The sequence below is a fragment of the Rahnella sikkimica genome (assembly GCF_002951615.1).
Lineage (GTDB): Bacteria > Pseudomonadota > Gammaproteobacteria > Enterobacterales > Enterobacteriaceae > Rahnella > Rahnella sikkimica.
In genome coordinates this window covers 3,813,599-3,834,422 of sequence record NZ_CP019062.1, presented here as the reverse complement: position 1 = coordinate 3,834,422, position 20,824 = coordinate 3,813,599, and the positions used below count along the sequence as shown (strand labels likewise).

The window sequence follows — 20,824 nt, the reverse complement described above, 5'->3', positions numbered from 1 at the left end:
CTCTCGTCCCTTTACTCACGCATTCGCGCGTATTTGTTGTGATGTATGTTGCTGGATCTCGACACAGGCGACATCCATAAGTTTGCTTAACTGTGAAGACAGTAAATCTACCGGCCGCTGGCTGGCAACGGTCAATTCGATATTTATATTTTCCGCATTGACCATCGGGGTCATGTTCATTGCGCACACCTGAAAACCACGGTGGCGGACAACGCGTAATACGCGTTCTAACATTTCGGGGCGGAAACGGGCCTGGATTGAGACGTTATGCTGCATCATGACATTTTCTCCAACATGGTTTCATTGCCTGCGCCCGGTGGAACCAGTGGCCAGACATTTTCATTTTCGTCGATGGAGACATGAAGCAAATACGGGCCTTTGCTGTTGAAAAAGGCATCCAGTGCGGCATCGACTTGGTCTTTACGGCTGATACGTTGGCCGGGGATATTGAATGCGCTGGCCAGCGTCACAAAATCGGGGTTATCAGAGAGGTTGGTTTCACTAAAGCGCCCATCGAAGAACAATTCCTGCCACTGTCGGACCATACCTAACCGCTGGTTATCCAGCAGCAGGATTTTAACGGGCAGCTGTTTTCGCTTGATGGTGCCCAGCTCCTGAACGTTCATCATGAATGAACCGTCGCCGGAAACGCAGATCACCATGTCGTCCGGGCGGGCAACCTGCGCGCCCACGGCAGCAGGAACGCCGAAGCCCATCGTGCCCAGGCCGCTGGACGTGATGAAGTTTTCCGGGCGGGTGAACTGCATGTGCTGCGCGGTCCACATCTGGTGCTGGCCGACGTCGGTGGTGATAACGGTATTGGCGGATTTGCGATCGGAAATTTGCTTCAGCAGCAGCGGCGCGTAAATGGCTTCGCCCGGATGGTCGTAACGCCATTCGCCCTGCGCTTTCAGGGTCATCACTTCATCGCGCCAGGCGTTAATGTTCAGCGGCTGTTGCAGTGCCGGTAACAGCGCATTCAGATCGCCCTGCAACGCGACGTGCGCCTGACGCAGTTTGTTCAGCTCAGCCGGGTCGATATCCATATGAATAACGGCAGCGTGAGGCGCGAAAGTATTCAGTTTGCCGGTCACGCGGTCATCAAAACGCGCCCCTACGGCAATCAGCAAATCACAGGACTGAACGGCCAGATTCGCCGCTTTCGTGCCGTGCATTCCCAGCATCCCCAGATAACATTGGTCGCTGGCGTCCGGCGCGCCTAAGCCTTTCAGCGTGGCCACCGCAGGAATACCGGTCGCCGAGATAAATTCACGTAATGCCGGAACCGCCTGTGCGATGCCCACACCGCCGCCCACGTACAGCATCGGTTTTTGCGCTGCGGCAATCATCGCGCTGGCTTGTTTCAGTTCAGCAGCCGGATGCGGGAAGGTTTCTTCGACCGTAACGAGATGCGGCGGTAATTCGCCAACCGCTAACTGGATATCTTTCGGGATGTCTATCAGCACCGGGCCCGGACGCCCTGAGCTGGCGATGGCAAACGCTTCAGCCATGATTTCCGGCAGCGCTTCCAGAGATTCCACCAGGAAGCTGTGTTTGGTACAGGCCAGAGATAAACCTAAAACGTCGATTTCCTGGAAGGCGTCGGTGCCGATAAACGCGGAACCGACCTGACCGGTGATAGCCACCAGCGGAACGGAATCGAGCAGCGCGTCAGCCAAACCGGTGATCAGGTTGGTCGCGCCGGGACCGGAAGTGGCGATGCAGACGCCGACTTTTCCGGTAGAACGGGCATAGCCGATGGCGGCCATTGCGGCACCTTGCTCGTGCCGGCACAACAGGTGTTCCACGCCGCCGTCATACAATGCATCGTATACCGGCATGATTGCCCCGCCAGGATAACCAAATACTGTATTTACACCCTGCGCACGCAACGCTTGTACTACCCACTGTGCTCCGTTCATCTCTATTCTCCTGCTCTTTTGCGACAAGTGCAGAATATTATGCTGTTGCTCATTTTCCGACCCCGCTTCACTGTTCTCTGAAATACCTGACCCAAAAAAAAACCCCGGACCTTTCGGTGCGGGGTTTCTTTTCAGGTTCAGGCTTGTTTAATAAGCCTTTCTTCGTCCAAGTGCAGCCCCGCACGGTGGGATAATAATCACCACCACGCTAATCACGACTAGGCTAACTACGAGGAGAAGGGCTTTCATTTTTTAGTTTCTATAATTCATCTTGCGAACGATTGCCTACAGAGTTATCACAGTAATGCATTTAATGACAACACTTTTCTTGCGTTAATATTTGCGACGCGCTGCACAAACCGGCAAAAATAATCTGAAAAATCAAACCTTAGCAGGCCGATCTGTTGTCTGATTATTTATTGCTCCCGTTATCGCTTTTCCGCGCGTATCCCGACCGAATGCAACCAGTACAGAAATCACGATCGCCACCGTCCCGGCGACAATCGCCATCGCCAGCCCGTAGTTATGCCCGTGACTTTCGGCAATGCCTGCCTGCAACGTCGCATTGACCGACGCCAGCAGATTCCCGAGCTGATAAACAAATCCGGGCAATACAGCGCGGGTGTTCGCGGGCACCAGCTCAGTGAGATAAGACGGCACAACGCCCCACGCGCCCTGCACCATAAACTGCATCAGGAACGCGCCCAGGCCAATGGTCCAGGTTCCGCTGGAAAATGCCCACAGCGGGATCACCGGCAATGACAGTAAAGCCGCGATAATAATGGCCTTTTTACGGCCAATCTTCTCCGAGAGCGTCCCAAAGAAGATACCGCCGATGATTGACGCGATGGTGTAACCGATGGCGATCAGGCTGACCGTATGCGCATCAAAACCGTGCTGAACTTTCAGGAATGACGGGTAGAGATCCTGTGTACCGTGGCTGAAGAAATTGAAGGCCGCCATCAGTACGACCAGATAAACGCAAAGTTTCCAGTGTGATTTGAGTACCGGCAGCAGTGCGGTGCTTTCCTTGCGCTCACGGGCAGCAAGCCAGACCGGTGATTCCTGCACCTTGAACCAGATGAAAGGCAGCAGGAAGATCGGCACTGCGCCGATGACAAACATGCCGCGCCAGCCGACAATCTCCGAAAACAACCCGTAAACCACCGCCGCCAGCAGATAACCAAACGGATAACCGGCCTGAAAAATACCGGACATCATGCCGCGCGAACGGTCAGGAATGGTTTCCATCGCGAGTGAAGAAGCCACGCCCCAGACGCCGCCCATCGCCACACCATAAATCACGCGCAGGATGAGGAAAACGGTCAGGGACGGCGCAGCCGCCGTGCAGAGTTCGAAAACGGAAAAGCAGGCAATATTCACCATCAGAACCGGTTTACGCCCGTACTTTTCAGCGGCCCGCCCGAACACCAGCGCACCGATCGGCCGCACCGCCAGCGTCAGCAAAATGGCCAGCGTGACTTCTTTGATATCGACATGGAAGGCTGTCGCTATATCACTGAGCAGAAAGACTAAAATGAAGAAATCGAAAGCATCGAGCGTCCAGCTTAAAAAGCTGGCGATGGCAACATTACGCTGCCGGGAGGTCCAACCAAACATGGGTTTATCCCTATTCCGGAATAGCTGCAGGCATTGCACTCACTGAACTGTTCCGGAAAATCCTCAGCGAGGCAGAGAGATGTTAATCAATGATTGATATTTGTTTCTTTATTGTTAAATACATAAAGATTAAACACCTCTGCCTGTCTAAACAGCAACTTAATTAGCTCGCTAATGTGTTTCCGAAGACCTCATTTTGTTAATGAGTATTACCGCCAGTGCGGGGCACCGCGCACGACCGCATTGCAAACTGCTGAACCCGCGAGTTCTTTTACATGACGCTGCGCATTTGGCAGATTTTCTTCCCAAAATCGTTACCGACTGCGGCATGCTGCCTTTCAGGAAAATTCACAGCCAAGGAAGAAGTATGTCATTAGCCGTGGTGTATACCCGTGCATCGCTGGGTGTTCAGGCCCCCGGTGTCTCCGTTGAAGTGCATATCAGTAATGGTTTACCGGCCCTGACACTGGTCGGCCTGCCCGAAACCACCGTCAAAGAGGCACGGGACAGGGTTCGCAGCGCCATCATCAACTGCGGTTTCAGTTTCCCACCCAAACGCATCACCGTGAATCTCGCCCCCGCCGATCTCCCCAAAGAAGGTGGCCGGTATGATTTGTCTATTGCGCTGGCGATTCTGGTGGCCTCTGAGCAGCTTAAGGGCGACAGACTGGAGAAGTATGAGTTTCTGGGAGAACTGGGTCTGTCGGGCGCTCTGCGCAGCGTTAACGGCGCAATTCCTGCTGCGCTCGAAGCACAGAAAGAAGGCCGGATATTGATTTTGCCACAAGCCAATCAGTCCGAAATGACGCTGCTCGATCCCGGTGTCGCCAATATTGCCGGGCATTTGCTTCAGGTTTGCGCTTTTTTACAAGGCGAGGACAGCCTTCCGGCGATTGAATATCCGCCCGTTTTGCCGGAACCCGTCTGTCAGCCCGATATCGCCGATATTATTGGTCAGGAGCAGTCAAAGCGCGCGCTGGAAGTCGCGGCCGCCGGAGGGCATAATTTATTGCTTATCGGGCCGCCGGGAACCGGGAAAACCATGCTGGCGAGCCGTTTACCCGGATTACTTCCCCCGCTCAGCAACGAAGAAAAACTCGAAACCGCCGCCATCGCCAGTCTCGTGTATAACCCGGAAGATGACGGTGAGTTTTCACGCGTGCGGCCTTTCAGGGCACCGCATCACAGTACATCAATCAGCGCGTTGGTTGGCGGGGGTTCGCTGCCCAAGCCGGGAGAAATTTCACTGGCTCACAATGGCGTCCTGTTTCTTGACGAACTTCCGGAATTCCAGCGTCAGGTGCTGGATGCATTGCGCCAGCCCATGGAATCGGGCGAAATCACGATTTCCAGGGCACGGGCAAAAGTCCGCTATCCGGCCAGAGCACAGCTGATTGCCGCAATGAATCCCAGCCCGACCGGACACTATCAGGGGATCCACAACCGCACGCCGCCACAACAGGTTTTACGCTATCTGAGCAGACTTTCCGGCCCTTTCCTGGACCGGTTTGATTTATCGATTGAAGTGCCTCTGTTGCCGCCCGGAATTTTGAGCCAGCAAAACCATACACCGACAGCGCGGGAAAGCAGTGCGCAGGTTCGGCAACGGGTATTAGCCGCACGGGAAATTCAGCTGAAACGCGCAGGAAAAATCAATGCGCGGCTTAACAGCAGCGAAGTCGAAATCTACTGCGTTTTAACCAAGGCCGATGCGGAATTTCTGGAAGAGGTCCTGCATAAGCTGGGATTGTCGGTCAGGGCCTGGCATCGCATTCTGAAAGTGGCGCGGACCTTAGCCGATTTAGGGGGCGATGAAGCGATTGAACGAAAACATATTGCAGAGGCGCTGAGCTATCGCACCATGGATAGGCTATTGTTAACTTTACATAAGAATCTGGCATAAAAAAACGGGGCATCGCCCCGTTTCATTAGTCGTCGCTTTCCGTGTAGTCTTCTACAGCGTCTGCCTGCGGTTTGCCGCCGGACAGCGTGTGGAATTTCTTCGGACGACGGGTGCGGACAATGTATTTGTTCCACACTTTCTCTGCATCTGTCACAGGTTCGCGCGTACCACGGCAAACCTCCAGGAACAGTTTTTCTTCGTCGGTAACGGGCTCACGTTTTCCCAGATCCAGCTCATTAAAAGCAAAGCCGTAACGTTCTAGCATTTGCGCTTCTTTAATGGTGAAATCGCCATGCCGGGAGAACCCGCGAGGGTAATGTTTATTATCAAAAAAACGATTTGTCGTGGTGAAGCTTTCCGCCATCTGACACGCTCCTAATTCACTCATGGTCGTGCTGTTATGGCGCGGAGTATTAGTTAGGCTTGACATTGTGTAAAACAAAACATTTAAATCTTAACGACAAAAATTATTGGAGATAGTTTTGGACACGGAATTACTGAAAACCTTTTTGGAGGTCAGTAGAACTCGCCACTTTGGTCGGGCGGCGGAATCCCTTTATCTGACGCAATCGGCTGTCAGCTTTCGTATCCGGCAACTGGAAACCCAGCTTGGCGCTAATTTATTCACACGGCATCGTAATAACATCCGCTTAACGCCCGCAGGAGAACGTCTGCTGCCTTATGCTGAGAATCTGATGTCCACGTGGCAATTGGCCAAAAAAGAGGTTGTACGCTCGTTACAGCACACAGAATTGTCGATTGGCGCTACGGCATCGCTTTGGGAAGCCTATCTGACGCCCTGGATGCAGTCGCTTTACACCCAACGTGACACGCTCAGGCTCGAGGCGCGCATCGCTTTACGTCAGTCACTGGTTAAACAATTGCATGAAAGACAACTGGATTTGCTGATCACAACCGAGCCACCCAAGATGGATGAGCTCTCGAGTCAGCTCCTGGGTAATTTCTCGTTACGACTTTTTTCATCGAAAAAAACGGTCAGAGGGGAACAAACGCCTTACGTGAAACTGGAATGGGGCGCAGATTTTCCTCAGCAGGAAAAGCTGCAAAACAGCGATCAGGAACCGGTGCTGACGACAACGTCTGCGCAACTTACGCGCCAGTTATTGGAAAATACCGGAGGCTGCGCTTTTCTCCCTGCGCACTGGGCGAAAGAATATCCGCAGCTCGCCGCGCACGAAGATGTGCCGCCGGTGATCCGACCGCTGTACGCCGTCTGGCTGCAAAACAGTGACCAGCAGGTTCTGATCCGTCAGTTACTCAAAACGCCGCTGATCACCAATCTCTGACGCCGTCCTGACTCAGGACGGCTCTGGTCGCGGATGGCGCGCCCTTCTGGCTGTCCAGAAGGTGCCCATGCCTTTTTGCAGTCCGATAAAGATAAACAGCAAAACGCCCATGACGATTTTCGTCCACCACGAACTCAGCGTGCCATCAAACGTAATGTAAGTCTGGATAAGCCCCTGAATTAAGACCCCGAACAGACTTCCCAACACCGTTCCCACGCCACCGCTCAGCAGTGTGCCGCCAATGACCACGGACGCAATCGCATCAAGCTCAACGCCGCTGGCCGCCAGTGCGTACCCCGCTGACGTATAAAGCGAGAAGATGATCCCCGATAACACCGCCAGCGTACTCGACAGCATGTAGATATAAATCGTTGTGCGCCGGACAGGAACGCCCATCAGCGCCGCAGAAACATTGCTGCCGCCCACGGCATAAACGTTGTTACCGAAACGCGTACGGTGAGCCAAAATGATGCCGCCAAAAACCACCAACAACATCACCAGTGCCAGTAACGTAAAACGACCACCACCCGGCATTTTCCACGCATAGTTGGCGAGAAAATCATAAACGGGATGATTAATCGGGAGAGACTCTTCGGAGACGATAAAGCTCATGCCGCGCACGAAGAACATCCCCGCCAGCGTGATGATAAAGGCCGGGAGCTTCAGTGTGTCGATGATCCAGCCCATCAGCGCCCCGAACATCCCGCCCATCAGCAGGACAATCACAAACGCATAACCCGGCGCGACGCCGTAAACCCCAATCAGTTTTGCGAGCAACACGCCGGTAAATGCGATAACAGACCCGACAGACAGGTCGATCCCGCCCGAGAGAATGACAAATGTCATGCCGACGGCCACGATGCCGAGAAACGCGTTATCCGTCAGTAAATCGAAGAACACGCGTGTCGATGCAAATCCGGGAAATTGCGTGAAGCAGTAAGCGTATCCGGCAAGAAAAACCACAATCGTAATCAGTAAGGGCAGATTTCTTTTAAGCATTATCCCTTCCTCCGGAACAGATTACTGAAGGAAACGCGCGGCGATTGCACCACCAGCACGGCCAGAACAACCAGCGCTTTCAGGACCAGATTGAATTCAGGTTTGAAGCCGGATAACAGAATTCCGGTATTCATCCCCTGAATAATCAGCGCACCAATGATCGAAAGAAGAAGATTAAAGCGCCCGCCAAGAAGCGAACCGCCGCCGATCACAACCGCCAGAATAGCGTCGAGCTCCAGCCATAATCCGGCGTTGTTCGCATCAGCACCGCGAATATCCGCCGTGACAATAACGCCCGCGACGGATGCGCATATCCCGCAGATAACGTAGGTGGAAATGAGCACAAGGCGCGCATTCACACCGGCGTTATAGGCAGAGCGGATATTGATGCCGACAGATTCAATAAAGAGCCCGAGCGCAGTTTTACGTGTGAGCGCCCAGACCAGTACCAGCATGACGGCGGCAATAATCACCGGCATAGGCAGGTAAAACAGCGAGCCACTGCCGAACTGAGAAAGGCCATTGTGCTCAAATGTGACAATCTGCCCTTGCGTAATCAACTGCGCGATACCGCGCCCGGCAACCATGAGCATCAGCGTGGCAACAATCGGCTGAATCTGCAAAACGGCGACCAGAAATCCATTCCACAGACCGCACGCAGCACCCACGCCCACCGACGCCAGCAGCACCACCATCAGCGGATAGCCCTGAACCGTCATCGTTGCGGCCGTTGCCCCGGCAATCGCCATCACCGCGCCAACAGAAAGATCGATACCCCCTGTGGCGATGACCAGCGTCATACCCAGAGCCAGCAGAGCCACTGGCGCGCCGCGGTTAAAGATATCAACCAGGCTGCCAAACAGGCGGCCATCCTGAATATGGATTGAGAAAAAGCCCGGTGCGACCAGACTGTCAATCAGTAATATTGCGACAAAAGCACCAATCTGCGTGGCACCTTTGGGAAATACCCATCTCACTTTGCGTGGTCTTCCTGTCATCGGCAGACTCCTGTTACTCATCGGTATCTCCTCATTGGGCCGCGATGGCTTTCATAATGGCTGGCACGGAGATCTCGGCCTGCTCAATTTCAGCAACATGGCGACGGTCCCGCAGCACTACGATGCGATCGGCATAACCCGCCAACTCTTCCAGCTCAGAGGAGATGACCAGCAGCGCCAATCCTTCATCGCAAAGTTTTTCAATCAGGCGAATGATTTCAGCATGCGCGCCGACATCAATCCCGCGAGTGGGTTCATCGAGAATAAGAAAACGAGGATTGGTCGCCAGCCAGCGGGAAAGCAGGACTTTTTGCTGATTACCGCCGGAAAGATACTGAATTTCCTGTTCAGTGCCGGGCGTGCGGATACCGAGGAGTTTGATAAACTTCTCGGCAATCTGATGCTGTTCTTTCATCGGTAAAGGACGCAGCCAGCCGCGCTGGGCCTGCAACGCCAGAATGATATTTTCACGAACCGTCGCCGCGCCAATAATCCCATCGGTTTTACGATCTTCCGGGCAATAACCAAACCCAAGTTTCGCCGCTTTTCGTGGCGTGTTGATCGTTTCTGCCCGGCCATCGATCTCGGCATTACCGCTGTCATGGCCTTTAATACCAAAAATCAGCTGGGCGGTTTCCGTCCGGCCAGAACCCAGAAGCCCGGCCAGTCCGACGATTTCTCCACGACGAACTTTCAGGTCGAAATGCTCAACCACGCCACGACGACCATAATCTTTGAAATCAACTAATGGCTCGCCCGTGACATTCCGGTGCTCAGTGCGCTTAAGCAGGCTTTCGTCAAAACTGTGTCCCAGCATCATCGGGACCAGCTCAATACGCGGCAAATCTGCGGTCAGTTCAGAGCCGACGCGTTTGCCATTACGCAAAACGGTAATGCGGTCGCTGATACGGTAAACCTGGTCGAGGAAGTGAGTCACAAAGATCATGCCGACGCCTTTGCTGCGCAGTTGCACGAGGATATCCAGCAACATGCTGACCTCTTTAGCATCCAGGCTGGCTGTCGGTTCGTCGAGAATAAGTACTTGCGCAGAAAGGTCTACGGCACGCGCAATCGCCACGATTTGCTGTATAGCGATGGAGTAGGTGGAAAGGGGCTGGCTGACATCAAGGTGCAAACCATAGCCTTCGAGAAGCACTTCAGCCTGCTGCTCCATTTTGCGCTGGTTCACCAGCCCGAAACGGGTAGGTTCTCGTCCGATAAACAGATTAGCGGCAACGGAGATATTCGGCAGAAGGTTTACTTCCTGATAGACCGTGCCGATCCCGAGCGACTGTGCGTCTGCGGTATTCACCGGCTCGATGGATTTGCCATTAAGAAAGACCTGACCTGCGGAGCGTTTATAAACGCCGGTCAGAGCCTTAATCATGGTTGATTTACCCGCGCCATTCTCCCCCAAAAGTGCAACGATTTCGCCACGTTCGAGGGTGAAGTCGACATTTTCAAGTGCTTTTACGCCAGGGAATTCAACTGACAAGCCGCGCACTTCAAGCAGCGATACTGAACCAGGATTATCCGTCACGTCACTACTCCTGCTGCATTCGCCAACGGCGAAAAGGGAATAATTTCTACCGGCTTGCCCGTGAGACAAGCCGGTAAAATCGGCTTAATAACCCATGTCTTTTTTCATGTCATATTCTTTCTGAGCCATGTCAGGCAGGATCAGAGCGGACTGAGTCTGAATGAATTTCTTCGGCTGAGTCCCGTCTTTTTTCAGTGCGATCAGCGCATCAAAGGCCGGGCCAGCCATATTTGGTGTCAGCTCGACAGAGGCATTCGCTTCGCCAGCCAGCATAGCTTTGTAGATATCCGGAACACCATCAATGGAAACGATTTTGATCTGCGAACCCGGTTTCAGACCGGCTTCTTTGATTGCCTGAATGGCACCGATTGCCATGTCATCGTTATGTGCGTAGACAGCACAGATATTTTTGCCGTTTTGTTCGGCCTTGATGAAGCTTTCCATAACCTCCTTCCCTTTGCTGCGGGTGAAGTCGCCGGATTGTGAACGGATAATTTTGACATTAGGCGCGGCTTTCAGCGCATCAGCAAAACCTTGTTTACGGTTTAAAGCAACGCTGGCACCAACGGTTCCCTGCAATTCAACAACATTACATGGTTTCCCCGCGACTTCTTTAACCAGCCAGTCGCCGGCTACTTTACCTTCGTAAACGCTGTCGGAAGCGACTGCTGCGGTGTAAAGCGTCGGATCACTGACTTCAATAGTACGGTCTAGCAGGAATACTGGGATCTTGGCCTCTTTGGCTTCGGTCAGCACAGGAGCCCAGCCGGTGGCGACGACAGGCGCAATGAAGATCGCATCAACGCCCTGTGCGATGAAGGAACGTATCGCTTTGATTTGGTTCTCTTGTTTCTGCTGGGCATCAGCAATTTTCAATGTAATACCGCGTTTTTCAGCCTCTGATTTTGACACTTTAGTTTCAGCAGACCGCCACCCGGACTCAGAACCAATCTGCGAAAAACCCACAACTAATGGAGCTGCCTGCGCCGCCCCACAGAGTGCTGTTGCAACTGCTGCTGCCACAAATAAACGTTTGTACATGTTTTATTCCTCGCGTGTAGTCTGAGCTACTTTTTGTTATGACTCGTTGGGTACGGCCTGGATGTTCATCCGACATACGTATTCCCCCTCCTGGCTAAGACGCCATAAATATAAAGGGGGGAATCCGTATGCCAGGATCGGGTTATCGTCATCGGACGATGATTAGGTTTAGTACACTGGGAGAATGGGAGCATGAGCAGTGTCACATACGGGGATAACAATCATTTAGTGCATGTATTTAGCCAAAACATGACAAAAAACAACCAGAAAACGGGGAAGGATTGAGCGTTAATGGTGCAACAGTTTGCGTTAAACGGAGTTTAAATCAAAACAAAACGAACAACGAGGAAAGTGAGACGGGTAAATAACAAAAAAGCCCCTCGCTTTCGCGAAGGGCTTTAATATGGCAGGGGCGGAGAGATTCGAACTCGCGACACCCGGTTTTGGAGACCGGTGCTCTACCAACTGAGCTACGCCCCTATATTACGCTTGCTATTATGCCTGCTAATTTAGCAGGCATAATAGTTAATTAGTGGCGGAACGGACGGGGCTCGAACCCGCGACCCCCTGCGTGACAGGCAGGTATTCTAACCAACTGAACTACCGCTCCACCGGTTCTTTCACTTACATCAGCAATCGGCTGATGCAAGTTTGTTCCTGCTATTTTCCTTGTCAGGGGAAAAGGAACATGTTCTTCACTATAAAATTGATGCCTGGCAGTTCCCTACTCTCGCATGGGGAGACCCCACACTACCATCGGCGCTACGGCGTTTCACTTCTGAGTTCGGCATGGGGTCAGGTGGGACCACCGCGCTAATGCCGCCAGGCAAATTCTGTTTCATTCATACCGCTCACCCCATATCAGGCTTGCACTACGAACCAATCTCGGAACAATCAGCTGAAAAATCTACGTCTTTCACAGAGCCAATACAAAACACCTTTGGTGTTGTAAGGTTAAGCCTCTCGGGTCATTAGTACTGGTTAGCTCAATGCATCGCTGCACTTACACACCCAGCCTATCAACGTCTTAGTCTTAAACGTCCCTTCAGGTGGCTTAAAGCCACAGGGAAGACTCATCTCGAGGCAAGTTTCGCGCTTAGATGCTTTCAGCGCTTATCTTTTCCGCATTTAGCTACCGGGCAATGCCATTGGCATGACAACCCGAACACCAGTGATGCGTCCACTCCGGTCCTCTCGTACTAGGAGCAGCCCCTCTCAATCTTCCAACGCCCACGGCAGATAGGGACCGAACTGTCTCACGACGTTCTAAACCCAGCTCGCGTACCACTTTAAACGGCGAACAGCCGTACCCTTGGGACCTACTTCAGCCCCAGGATGTGATGAGCCGACATCGAGGTGCCAAACACCGCCGTCGATATGAACTCTTGGGCGGTATCAGCCTGTTATCCCCGGAGTACCTTTTATCCGTTGAGCGATGGCCCTTCCATTCAGAACCACCGGATCACTATGACCTACTTTCGTACCTGCTCGAGCCGTCACTCTCGCAGTCAAGCTAGCTTATGCCATTGCACTAACCTCACGATGTCCGACCGTGATTAGCTAACCTTCGTGCTCCTCCGTTACTCTTTAGGAGGAGACCGCCCCAGTCAAACTACCCACCAGACACTGTCCTCACCCCGGATTACGGGGCCGAGTTAGAACATCAAACATTAAAGGGTGGTATTTCAAGGTTGGCTCCACAAGAACTGGCGTCCTCGCTTCAAAGCCTCCCACCTATCCTACACATCAAGGCTCAATGTTCAGTGTCAAGCTATAGTAAAGGTTCACGGGGTCTTTCCGTCTTGCCGCGGGTACACTGCATCTTCACAGCGAGTTCAATTTCACTGAGTCTCGGGTGGAGACAGCCTGGCCATCATTACGCCATTCGTGCAGGTCGGAACTTACCCGACAAGGAATTTCGCTACCTTAGGACCGTTATAGTTACGGCCGCCGTTTACCGGGGCTTCGATCAAGAGCTTCGCATTGCTGCTAACCCCATCAATTAACCTTCCGGCACCGGGCAGGCGTCACACCGTATACGTCCACTTTCGTGTTTGCACAGTGCTGTGTTTTTATTAAACAGTTGCAGCCAGCTGGTATCTTCGACTGGATTCAGCTCCGGGAGCAAGTCCCTTCACCTACGCGCCAGCGTGCCTTCTCCCGAAGTTACGGCACCATTTTGCCTAGTTCCTTCACCCGAGTTCTCTCAAGCGCCTGAGTATTCTCTACCTGACCACCTGTGTCGGTTTGGGGTACGATTTCGTGTTACCTGGAGCTTAGAGGCTTTTCCTGGAAGCATGGCATCAACTACTTCACCACCGTAGTGGCTCGTTATCACGCCTCAGGGTTATACAGAAAAGCGGATTTACCAACTCTTCCCCCCTACACGCTTGAACCGGGACAACCGTCGCCCGGCTAGCCTAGCCTTCTCCGTCCCCCCTTCGCAGTAACACCAAGTGCTGGAATATTAACCAGCTTCCCATCGACTACGCTTTTCAGCCTCGCCTTAGGGGTCGACTCACCCTGCCCCGATTAACGTTGGACAGGAACCCTTGGTCTTCCGGCGTGCGGGTTTTTCACCCGCATTATCGTTACTTATGTCAGCATTCGCACTTCTGATACCTCCAGCAGCCCTCACAGACCACCTTCGACGGCTTACAGAACGCTCCCCTACCCAACAACGCATAAGCGTCGCTGCCGCAGCTTCGGTGCATGGTTTAGCCCCGTTACATCTTCCGCGCAGGCCGACTCGACCAGTGAGCTATTACGCTTTCTTTAAATGATGGCTGCTTCTAAGCCAACATCCTGGCTGTCTATGCCTTCCCACATCGTTTCCCACTTAACCATGACTTTGGGACCTTAGCTGGCGGTCTGGGTTGTTTCCCTCTTCACGACGGACGTTAGCACCCGCCGTGTGTCTCCCGTGATAACATTCTTCGGTATTCGTAGTTTGCATCGAGTTGGTAAGCCGGGATGGCCCCCTAGTCGAAACAGTGCTCTACCCCCGAAGATGAGTTCACGAGGCGCTACCTAAATAGCTTTCGGGGAGAACCAGCTATCTCCCGGTTTGATTGGCCTTTCACCCCCAGCCACAAGTCATCCGCTAATTTTTCAACATTAGTCGGTTCGGTCCTCCAGTTAGTGTTACCCAACCTTCAACCTGCCCATGGCTAGATCACCGGGTTTCGGGTCTATACCTTGCAACTTGACGCCCAGTTAAGACTCGGTTTCCCTACGGCTCCCCTATACGGTTAACCTTGCTACAAAATATAAGTCGCTGACCCATTATACAAAAGGTACGCAGTCACCCCACAAAGGAGGCTCCCACTGCTTGTACGTACACGGTTTCAGGTTCTATTTCACTCCCCTCGCCGGGGTTCTTTTCGCCTTTCCCTCACGGTACTGGTTCACTATCGGTCAGTCAGGAGTATTTAGCCTTGGAGGATGGTCCCCCCATATTCAGACAGGATGTCACGTGTCCCGCCCTACTCATCGAACTCACAACGTATGCATTTTTGTGTACGGGACTATCACCCTATACTGTGCGACTTTCCAGACGCTTCCACTAACACATACCCTGATTCAGGTTCTGGGCTCTTCCCCGTTCGCTCGCCGCTACTGGGGGAATCTCGGTTGATTTCTTTTCCTCGGGGTACTTAGATGTTTCAGTTCCCCCGGTTCGCCTCATTACACTATGTATTCATGTAATGATAATGTGTCGAAACACACTGGGTTTCCCCATTCGGGTATCGTCGGTTATTACGGTTCATATCACCTTACCGACGCTTTTCGCAGATTAGCACGCCCTTCATCGCCTCTGACTGCCTAGGCATCCACCGTGTACGCTTAGTCGCTTAACCTCACAACCCGAAGGTGTCTTAAAAGACATCATCGCGCTGCGATTATTTGAGAGACTCTGTTACAGACAGAATCACCACTCAGTACTTCTACGGAGAGTGATGTTCAGCTGTAAACTTTCAATTTTTCAGCTTGTTCCAGATTGTTAAAGAGCAAAATACTTCGCAGCATACTGTTTCCAATACACTCTGAAGTATTATTTAAAGGCTGTACGGTAATGGTGGAGCTAAGCGGGATCGAACCGCTGACCTCCTGCGTGCAAGGCAGGCGCTCTCCCAGCTGAGCTATAGCCCCATACAGTCACTTACAGATACCTTAATCACTAACACATCAGCTGATGAGTTAGCCAATTTGTTCTCAGGCAAGGCGGAGTCATATGAAGTTTGCTTGTGCAAACGAATATGATGACAACGCGGCATGAGGACGAATTGGTAGGCCTGAGTGGACTTGAACCACCGACCTCACCCTTATCAGGGGTGCGCTCTAACCACCTGAGCTACAAGCCTATTAAGGTATTTCTGCTCGTTACTTTCTATCAGACAATCTGTGTGGACACTGCACAATGCGTATCTTGAGGTAAGGAGGTGATCCAACCGCAGGTTCCCCTACGGTTACCTTGTTACGACTTCACCCCAGTCATGAATCACAAAGTGGTAAGCGCCCTCCCGAAGGTTAAGCTACCTACTTCTTTTGCAACCCACTCCCATGGTGTGACGGGCGGTGTGTACAAGGCCCGGGAACGTATTCACCGTAGCATTCTGATCTACGATTACTAGCGATTCCGACTTCATGGAGTCGAGTTGCAGACTCCAATCCGGACTACGACATACTTTATGAGGTCCGCTTGCTCTCGCGAGTTCGCTTCTCTTTGTATATGCCATTGTAGCACGTGTGTAGCCCTACTCGTAAGGGCCATGATGACTTGACGTCATCCCCACCTTCCTCCGGTTTATCACCGGCAGTCTCCTTTGAGTTCCCGACATTACTCGCTGGCAACAAAGGATAAGGGTTGCGCTCGTTGCGGGACTTAACCCAACATTTCACAACACGAGCTGACGACAGCCATGCAGCACCTGTCTCAGAGTTCCCGAAGGCACTAAGCTATCTCTAGCGAATTCTCTGGATGTCAAGAGTAGGTAAGGTTCTTCGCGTTGCATCGAATTAAACCACATGCTCCACCGCTTGTGCGGGCCCCCGTCAATTCATTTGAGTTTTAACCTTGCGGCCGTACTCCCCAGGCGGTCGACTTAACGCGTTAGCTCCGGAAGCCACGCCTCAAGGGCACAACCTCCAAGTCGACATCGTTTACAGCGTGGACTACCAGGGTATCTAATCCTGTTTGCTCCCCACGCTTTCGCACCTGAGCGTCAGTCTTTGTCCAGGGGGCCGCCTTCGCCACCGGTATTCCTCCAGATCTCTACGCATTTCACCGCTACACCTGGAATTCTACCCCCCTCTACAAGACTCTAGCTTGCCAGTTTCAAATGCAGTTCCCAAGTTAAGCTCGGGGATTTCACATCTGACTTAACAAACCGCCTGCGTGCGCTTTACGCCCAGTAATTCCGATTAACGCTTGCACCCTCCGTATTACCGCGGCTGCTGGCACGGAGTTAGCCGGTGCTTCTTCTGCGAGTAACGTCAATGCAGCGTGCTATTAACACACTGCCCTTCCTCCTCGCTGAAAGTGCTTTACAACCCTAAGGCCTTCTTCACACACGCGGCATGGCTGCATCAGGCTTGCGCCCATTGTGCAATATTCCCCACTGCTGCCTCCCGTAGGAGTCTGGACCGTGTCTCAGTTCCAGTGTGGCTGGTCATCCTCTCAGACCAGCTAGGGATCGTCGCCTAGGTGAGCCATTACCTCACCTACTAGCTAATCCCATCTGGGCACATCCGATGGCGTGAGGCCCGAAGGTCCCCCACTTTGGTCTTGCGACATCATGCGGTATTAGCTACCGTTTCCAGTAGTTATCCCCCTCCATCAGGCAGTTTCCCAGACATTACTCACCCGTCCGCCGCTCGTCACCCAGAGAGCAAGCTCTCCTGTGCTACCGCTCGACTTGCATGTGTTAGGCCTGCCGCCAGCGTTCAATCTGAGCCATGATCAAACTCTTCAATTAAAAGTTCGATTTGCTTAAACAAGTTAAGCGGTGCTCAAAGTTTACTTTCGTAATAATTCACTAAATGAATTACTGCTTGGTCACTCTAAGACTTGATATTTTTTGCCACCGAGGTGGCTGATATCGTCTTGTGAGTGCCCACACAGATTGTCTGATAAATTGTTAAAGAGCATGCCGCGGTTCGCAAGGAATCTTATGCGGCGCGGGAGGCGTATATTACGTTTTCCCGCTGAAGAGTCAAGAGATTATTCATTCGAACTTTCATCTTTTTCTCTTCCTGGCCGAGCGACTTGTCAGTCGTTGTTCCCGGTCAGTGGAGGCGCATTATAGGGAGTTCTCAGAAGGCCGCAACCCCTAAAATACAAATAATTTACTGACCGCTGAATCTTTCATCAAATGGCGTTTAAAGCGGCAATTCCTGGATACTTCTGAAGCCATATGACTGCAAAACAGGCAGCAAACTTTGCGCCTCAGCCGTCATCGCCATGCAATACGCCACACTCTCTATTTCAACTTCCGGATTTATTTGTGGAATCGGCACGTGAGAGGTCTCAATTAACCAATGTGCGCGGCGTGCAATCGCAGAACCGGAGTCGATCATACGCGTGCCGTCGGGTAAAACCTGTGACAACTCTTGTGAAAGCAGCGGGAAATGCGTGCAACCTAATACTACGGTGTCCGGCGGTTCGCGCAAACGCAGCCACGGATGCAGGATTTTCCTCAGCGCAGCCAGTGAAACTTCTTCGCCATGCAGCTTCGCTTCTGCCAGTTCGACCAGCTCGGCTGACCCCAGCATCAGAATCTGACAATCCGTCGCAAAACGTGCCACCAGATCATGGGTATAAGGACGCTGAACCGTCGCGCGCGTTGCCAGCAATCCGACAACCCCGTTGCGCGTTAATTTCGCCGCAGGTTTTATAGCCGGAACCACGCCGACGACAGGACAACTGAATTTGGCGCGCAATGCAGGAAGGGAAACGGTGCTCGCCGTGTTACAGGCTATGACGATAATAGAGAGGGGATGGCGCTTCGCGACGGCGCTGACAATCTCGACGACGCGCTCAACGATAAATGCTTCGGACTTTTCACCGTATGGGAAAGCCACATTATCGAAAGCATAAATGTAATGCAGGTCCGGCAACATCTGCCGGACCTCATGATAAACCGACAACCCGCCGACGCCGGAATCGAAAACCAGCACCGTCGGGCGGTCAGGGACTCGTGTTGTATCAGAAGGTATAGCTTCCAGAGAGATAGTACTCACGTCCTGGTGTTTCGTAGCCATAAACCGTCTCGTAATCTTTATCTAAGAGGTTGGCAATTCTACCACGAACTGTCAGGTGTGAGGTGACCGGATATGACGCGGCGAGATCCCACAGGCTGACACCGCCGAGCTTAACCGTCTGATAAGGGTACGAACCGTAGTCAGTATCGTAACGTTGGCCCAGATACTGGTAATTGATCGACCAGTCGATGTCGGCGATATTCCAATCAATCTGGTATTTCGCCTGCTGCTTGGCACGGCGAACCAGAATTTCGTTGGTTTCGGCATTACGTGGGTCGAGATATTCCAAAGTAATCTGGTGGCGCAACGGGCCCGTATCAAAGGAACCCGTCCATTCGACGCCTTTAATTGTCGCTTTCCCGATGTTGTAATAACGGCTGGTCGAACTGTCGTAATCGATCATCTGGTCTATGTCGTTACGATAGACTGATAAGCGCCAGTCCAGAGGCCCCGTCAGACCTTCCAGTCCCCCTTCCCATTGCTTACTTTCTTCTGGCTTCAGATCTGGGTTGCCATAGTAGCTGCTGTAAAGCTGGCTCAGATTCGGTGATTTGTACGCTGTGCCGTAAGAGGCAATCAGGCGATAGCCGTCAATGAATTCCCATGCCGCGCTGCTTTGCCAGGTCGTGTGCTGACCAAACTGCGAGTTATCATCGCTACGCACCGCGCCTTCCAGCGTGAAATCACTGATTTTCTGCTGCGTTGTCAGATAAACGCCGGTGTTGTGCTGGTCATAGCCATCGGCGAGATAACTGGTGCCCGGCTCAGTGGTCAGTTTCTGCCAGTCCAGCCCTGCGCTGACTTCCCCTTTCCATACCTGCAAGGTGTTGCCCCATTGCACGTTGTATTGATCAGAGTCATCGAGCGAAGCAGAGGAATCGTACGGGCCGTATTTCGGATCGTAGTTATAGTCTTTGACGTGGCTGTAGCTGCCGATTAACTGCGTGGCATAAATGCCGTTCTGATAACGCAGACCGGTGTCGTATGTACGGCTGTAAAGCTGGCGGGTATCGATAAGCGCACTGCCTGGTGTGTAATAGGCATCATACGCAGTGCGGTTGTCATAACCGTAAGCCCGCGCAAAACCGCTGATATCGTCATTAAACTCATGTTGCAGCGCCAGATAGAGCGTTTTACTCATGAACCCGTCGCGGTCTGGCTGCGGAACGCCGCCCGTATTGCCATCAGCCACAACGTCAATGCCGCGCGTATAGGTGTAATCACCCGCCGCCGTCACCGTGGTGTTCTCACCCAGCTTCTGCTGCGTGGAACCGTTGTAGTTCTGATAACCGTTTGAGCCGATACCCGCGCCGAGCGTTGTACCGTCTTTATCGCGCGTCGTAATAATGTTAACAACGCCGCCGATTGCGTCAGAACCATAAACTGCTGAACGTGGCCCGCGAATAAACTCAATACGCTGAACTAATGAGAGAGGAATCTGGCTAATATCCGCAGAACCGGAAATCCCGGCCTGATTCAGTCGAACGCCGTCGATTAACACCAAAGTGTGGCTGGAGCTGGTACCGCGAACAAATAAAGACGTCTGCTGCCCCATTCCGCCATTCTGGGCAATATCGACGCCCGGTAAACGACGAAGGACGTCAGCGACAGATTTTGACTGCCAGCGGTCGATATCCTCGCGTGTCACGACATCCGTCGGGGCTAATACAGAAGAAACCGGCTGTGGAAAACGATTAGCCGTGACAACCAGGTTATCACTGCTGTTTGTGGAAGTGCTGTCTTGCGCCCACCCTGAAAAAGCCGTGACGGATAATGCCGTCAGCAGCACATGCTTTTTAATTGTCATGAATCGAGCATCCAAACTTAATTGGCGGATGCCGCAGAAAGACGCTGTCGTTTTCGCGACGACAGTGAACAATGCGACGTAACATCGGCAGGTTTTCGGACTTAGGATTTGCAGGCTTATTCACTACACGACTTATTCAAGACAAGAGGCGTAATTCAAATATCTGCACCGGGCGATGACTTCCCATTCCTTCTTTCTTATCTATATAGAGAAGAAGAAAACAGTGTCTGCATAATAAAGAATGCTATCGCCGTGATTTCCCCATACCGCTGCGCGCCAGTTCCGGATTCACACCAGATTCCCTTTTAACTCAGTCAATGAGGCCGATGGGCAATCCTACGATCAACCCATTTGGAAATCCAGACATCCATCGTTGAGAAACAGCGTTACTGCTAAAAAGACGACAGGACTGGACATAATGAGG

At 52.4% G+C, this 20,824-nt stretch carries 13 protein-coding genes, 4 tRNA genes, 3 rRNA genes and 1 riboswitch; of the genes, 2 read left to right on the top strand and 18 right to left on the bottom strand.

Going from position 1 to position 20,824, the window contains the following annotated elements:
• Window positions 1-15: 15 nt before the first annotated feature.
• The 4 genes from ilvM to BV494_RS17680 form a co-directional block, all read right to left on the bottom strand.
• Window positions 16-279, bottom strand: coding sequence for an acetolactate synthase 2 small subunit (gene ilvM, locus BV494_RS17695; RefSeq protein WP_101079476.1), 264 nt, complete (start codon window positions 277-279; stop codon window positions 16-18).
• Window positions 276-1,922, bottom strand: coding sequence for an acetolactate synthase 2 catalytic subunit (gene ilvG / locus BV494_RS17690; RefSeq protein ID WP_104924024.1), 1,647 nt, complete (start codon window positions 1,920-1,922; stop codon window positions 276-278). Before ilvG ends, ilvM begins: the two co-directional genes overlap by 4 nt.
• Window positions 1,923-2,069: 147 nt before the next feature.
• On the bottom strand, window positions 2,070-2,171 hold the full coding sequence (ilvL, locus tag BV494_RS17685; protein WP_015699153.1) for an ilv operon leader peptide: 102 nt from the start codon (window positions 2,169-2,171) through the stop codon (window positions 2,070-2,072).
• Between the two features lie 132 nt (window positions 2,172-2,303).
• Window positions 2,304-3,542, bottom strand: a complete 1,239-nt coding sequence (locus tag BV494_RS17680) for an MFS transporter (protein WP_104924023.1) — start codon at window positions 3,540-3,542, stop codon at window positions 2,304-2,306.
• A 367-nt stretch (window positions 3,543-3,909) separates the two neighbouring features.
• On the opposite strand from BV494_RS17680, the gene BV494_RS17675 reads away from it, so the two are divergent.
• The gene (locus BV494_RS17675) at window positions 3,910-5,445 is read left to right on the top strand and encodes a YifB family Mg chelatase-like AAA ATPase (protein ID WP_104924022.1); all 1,536 of its coding nucleotides are present in this window, start codon (window positions 3,910-3,912) and stop codon (window positions 5,443-5,445) included.
• A gap of 25 nt (window positions 5,446-5,470) precedes the next feature.
• On the opposite strand, the gene BV494_RS17670 is transcribed toward BV494_RS17675, so the two are convergent.
• Window positions 5,471-5,809, bottom strand: a complete 339-nt coding sequence (locus BV494_RS17670; RefSeq protein WP_095924170.1) for a MaoP family protein — start codon at window positions 5,807-5,809, stop codon at window positions 5,471-5,473.
• A 118-nt stretch (window positions 5,810-5,927) separates the two neighbouring features.
• Between BV494_RS17670 and hdfR the strand changes: the two genes are divergently transcribed.
• Window positions 5,928-6,752 carry an HTH-type transcriptional regulator HdfR gene (hdfR, locus tag BV494_RS17665; RefSeq protein ID WP_104924021.1) on the top strand — a complete coding sequence of 275 codons (825 nt, stop codon included), beginning with the start codon at window positions 5,928-5,930 and terminating at the stop codon, window positions 6,750-6,752.
• 12 nt (window positions 6,753-6,764) lie between these two features.
• On the opposite strand, the gene yjfF is transcribed toward hdfR, so the two are convergent.
• From yjfF to btuB, 13 genes are all read right to left on the bottom strand, one after another.
• A complete protein-coding gene (gene yjfF / locus BV494_RS17660) occupies window positions 6,765-7,751 on the bottom strand; it encodes a galactofuranose ABC transporter, permease protein YjfF (protein WP_104924020.1) in 987 nt (328 codons plus the stop codon).
• Window positions 7,751-8,770, bottom strand: a complete 1,020-nt coding sequence (gene ytfT, locus BV494_RS17655; RefSeq protein ID WP_104924019.1) for a galactofuranose ABC transporter, ATP-binding protein YtfT — start codon at window positions 8,768-8,770, stop codon at window positions 7,751-7,753. Before ytfT ends, yjfF begins: the two co-directional genes overlap by 1 nt.
• Before the next feature lie 10 nt (window positions 8,771-8,780).
• On the bottom strand, window positions 8,781-10,262 hold the full coding sequence (gene ytfR / locus BV494_RS17650; protein WP_192938176.1) for a galactofuranose ABC transporter, ATP-binding protein YtfR: 1,482 nt from the start codon (window positions 10,260-10,262) through the stop codon (window positions 8,781-8,783).
• A 111-nt stretch (window positions 10,263-10,373) separates the two neighbouring features.
• On the bottom strand, window positions 10,374-11,330 hold the full coding sequence (ytfQ, locus tag BV494_RS17645; RefSeq protein WP_104924017.1) for a galactofuranose ABC transporter, galactofuranose-binding protein YtfQ: 957 nt from the start codon (window positions 11,328-11,330) through the stop codon (window positions 10,374-10,376).
• 404 nt (window positions 11,331-11,734) lie between these two features.
• Window positions 11,735-11,810, bottom strand: a tRNA-Trp gene (locus BV494_RS17640).
• A 53-nt stretch (window positions 11,811-11,863) separates the two neighbouring features.
• A tRNA-Asp gene (locus tag BV494_RS17635) sits at window positions 11,864-11,940 on the bottom strand.
• A gap of 101 nt (window positions 11,941-12,041) precedes the next feature.
• Window positions 12,042-12,157: ribosomal RNA gene (rrf, locus tag BV494_RS17630) — 5S ribosomal RNA — on the bottom strand.
• 123 nt (window positions 12,158-12,280) lie between these two features.
• A 23S ribosomal RNA gene (locus tag BV494_RS17625) occupies window positions 12,281-15,190 on the bottom strand.
• A 216-nt stretch (window positions 15,191-15,406) separates the two neighbouring features.
• Window positions 15,407-15,482, bottom strand: a tRNA-Ala gene (locus tag BV494_RS17620).
• Between the two features lie 135 nt (window positions 15,483-15,617).
• Window positions 15,618-15,694, bottom strand: a tRNA-Ile gene (locus BV494_RS17615).
• A 71-nt stretch (window positions 15,695-15,765) separates the two neighbouring features.
• Window positions 15,766-17,308 (bottom strand): 16S ribosomal RNA (locus BV494_RS17610).
• The 16S, 23S and 5S rRNA genes sit together here with 4 tRNA genes alongside, the layout of an rRNA operon.
• Before the next feature lie 403 nt (window positions 17,309-17,711).
• Window positions 17,712-18,593, bottom strand: a complete 882-nt coding sequence (gene murI, locus BV494_RS17605) for a glutamate racemase (protein ID WP_104924016.1) — start codon at window positions 18,591-18,593, stop codon at window positions 17,712-17,714.
• A complete protein-coding gene (btuB, locus tag BV494_RS17600) occupies window positions 18,538-20,400 on the bottom strand; it encodes a TonB-dependent vitamin B12 receptor BtuB (RefSeq protein ID WP_104924015.1) in 1,863 nt (620 codons plus the stop codon). Before btuB ends, murI begins: the two co-directional genes overlap by 56 nt.
• Window positions 20,401-20,469: 69 nt before the next feature.
• A riboswitch (cobalamin riboswitch) is annotated at window positions 20,470-20,743 on the bottom strand.
• Window positions 20,744-20,824 lie beyond the last annotated feature (81 nt).

What these genes read in the sequence shown, in the direction of transcription:
- ytfT (WP_104924019.1), bottom strand. Translation starts at nt 8,770, where the DNA reads ATGAGTAACAGGAGTCTGCCGATGACAGGAAGACCACGCAAAGTGAGA.
- ilvG (WP_104924024.1), bottom strand. Translation starts at nt 1,922, where the DNA reads ATGAACGGAGCACAGTGGGTAGTACAAGCGTTGCGTGCGCAGGGTGTA.
- murI (WP_104924016.1), bottom strand. Translation starts at nt 18,593, where the DNA reads ATGGCTACGAAACACCAGGACGTGAGTACTATCTCTCTGGAAGCTATA.
- yjfF (WP_104924020.1), bottom strand. Translation starts at nt 7,751, where the DNA reads ATGCTTAAAAGAAATCTGCCCTTACTGATTACGATTGTGGTTTTTCTT.
- BV494_RS17675 (WP_104924022.1), top strand. Translation starts at nt 3,910, where the DNA reads ATGTCATTAGCCGTGGTGTATACCCGTGCATCGCTGGGTGTTCAGGCC.
- ilvM (WP_101079476.1), bottom strand. Translation starts at nt 279, where the DNA reads ATGATGCAGCATAACGTCTCAATCCAGGCCCGTTTCCGCCCCGAAATG.
- BV494_RS17670 (WP_095924170.1), bottom strand. Translation starts at nt 5,809, where the DNA reads ATGGCGGAAAGCTTCACCACGACAAATCGTTTTTTTGATAATAAACAT.
- BV494_RS17680 (WP_104924023.1), bottom strand. Translation starts at nt 3,542, where the DNA reads ATGTTTGGTTGGACCTCCCGGCAGCGTAATGTTGCCATCGCCAGCTTT.
- btuB (WP_104924015.1), bottom strand. Translation starts at nt 20,400, where the DNA reads ATGACAATTAAAAAGCATGTGCTGCTGACGGCATTATCCGTCACGGCT.
- ytfQ (WP_104924017.1), bottom strand. Translation starts at nt 11,330, where the DNA reads ATGTACAAACGTTTATTTGTGGCAGCAGCAGTTGCAACAGCACTCTGT.
- ilvL (WP_015699153.1), bottom strand. Translation starts at nt 2,171, where the DNA reads ATGAAAGCCCTTCTCCTCGTAGTTAGCCTAGTCGTGATTAGCGTGGTG.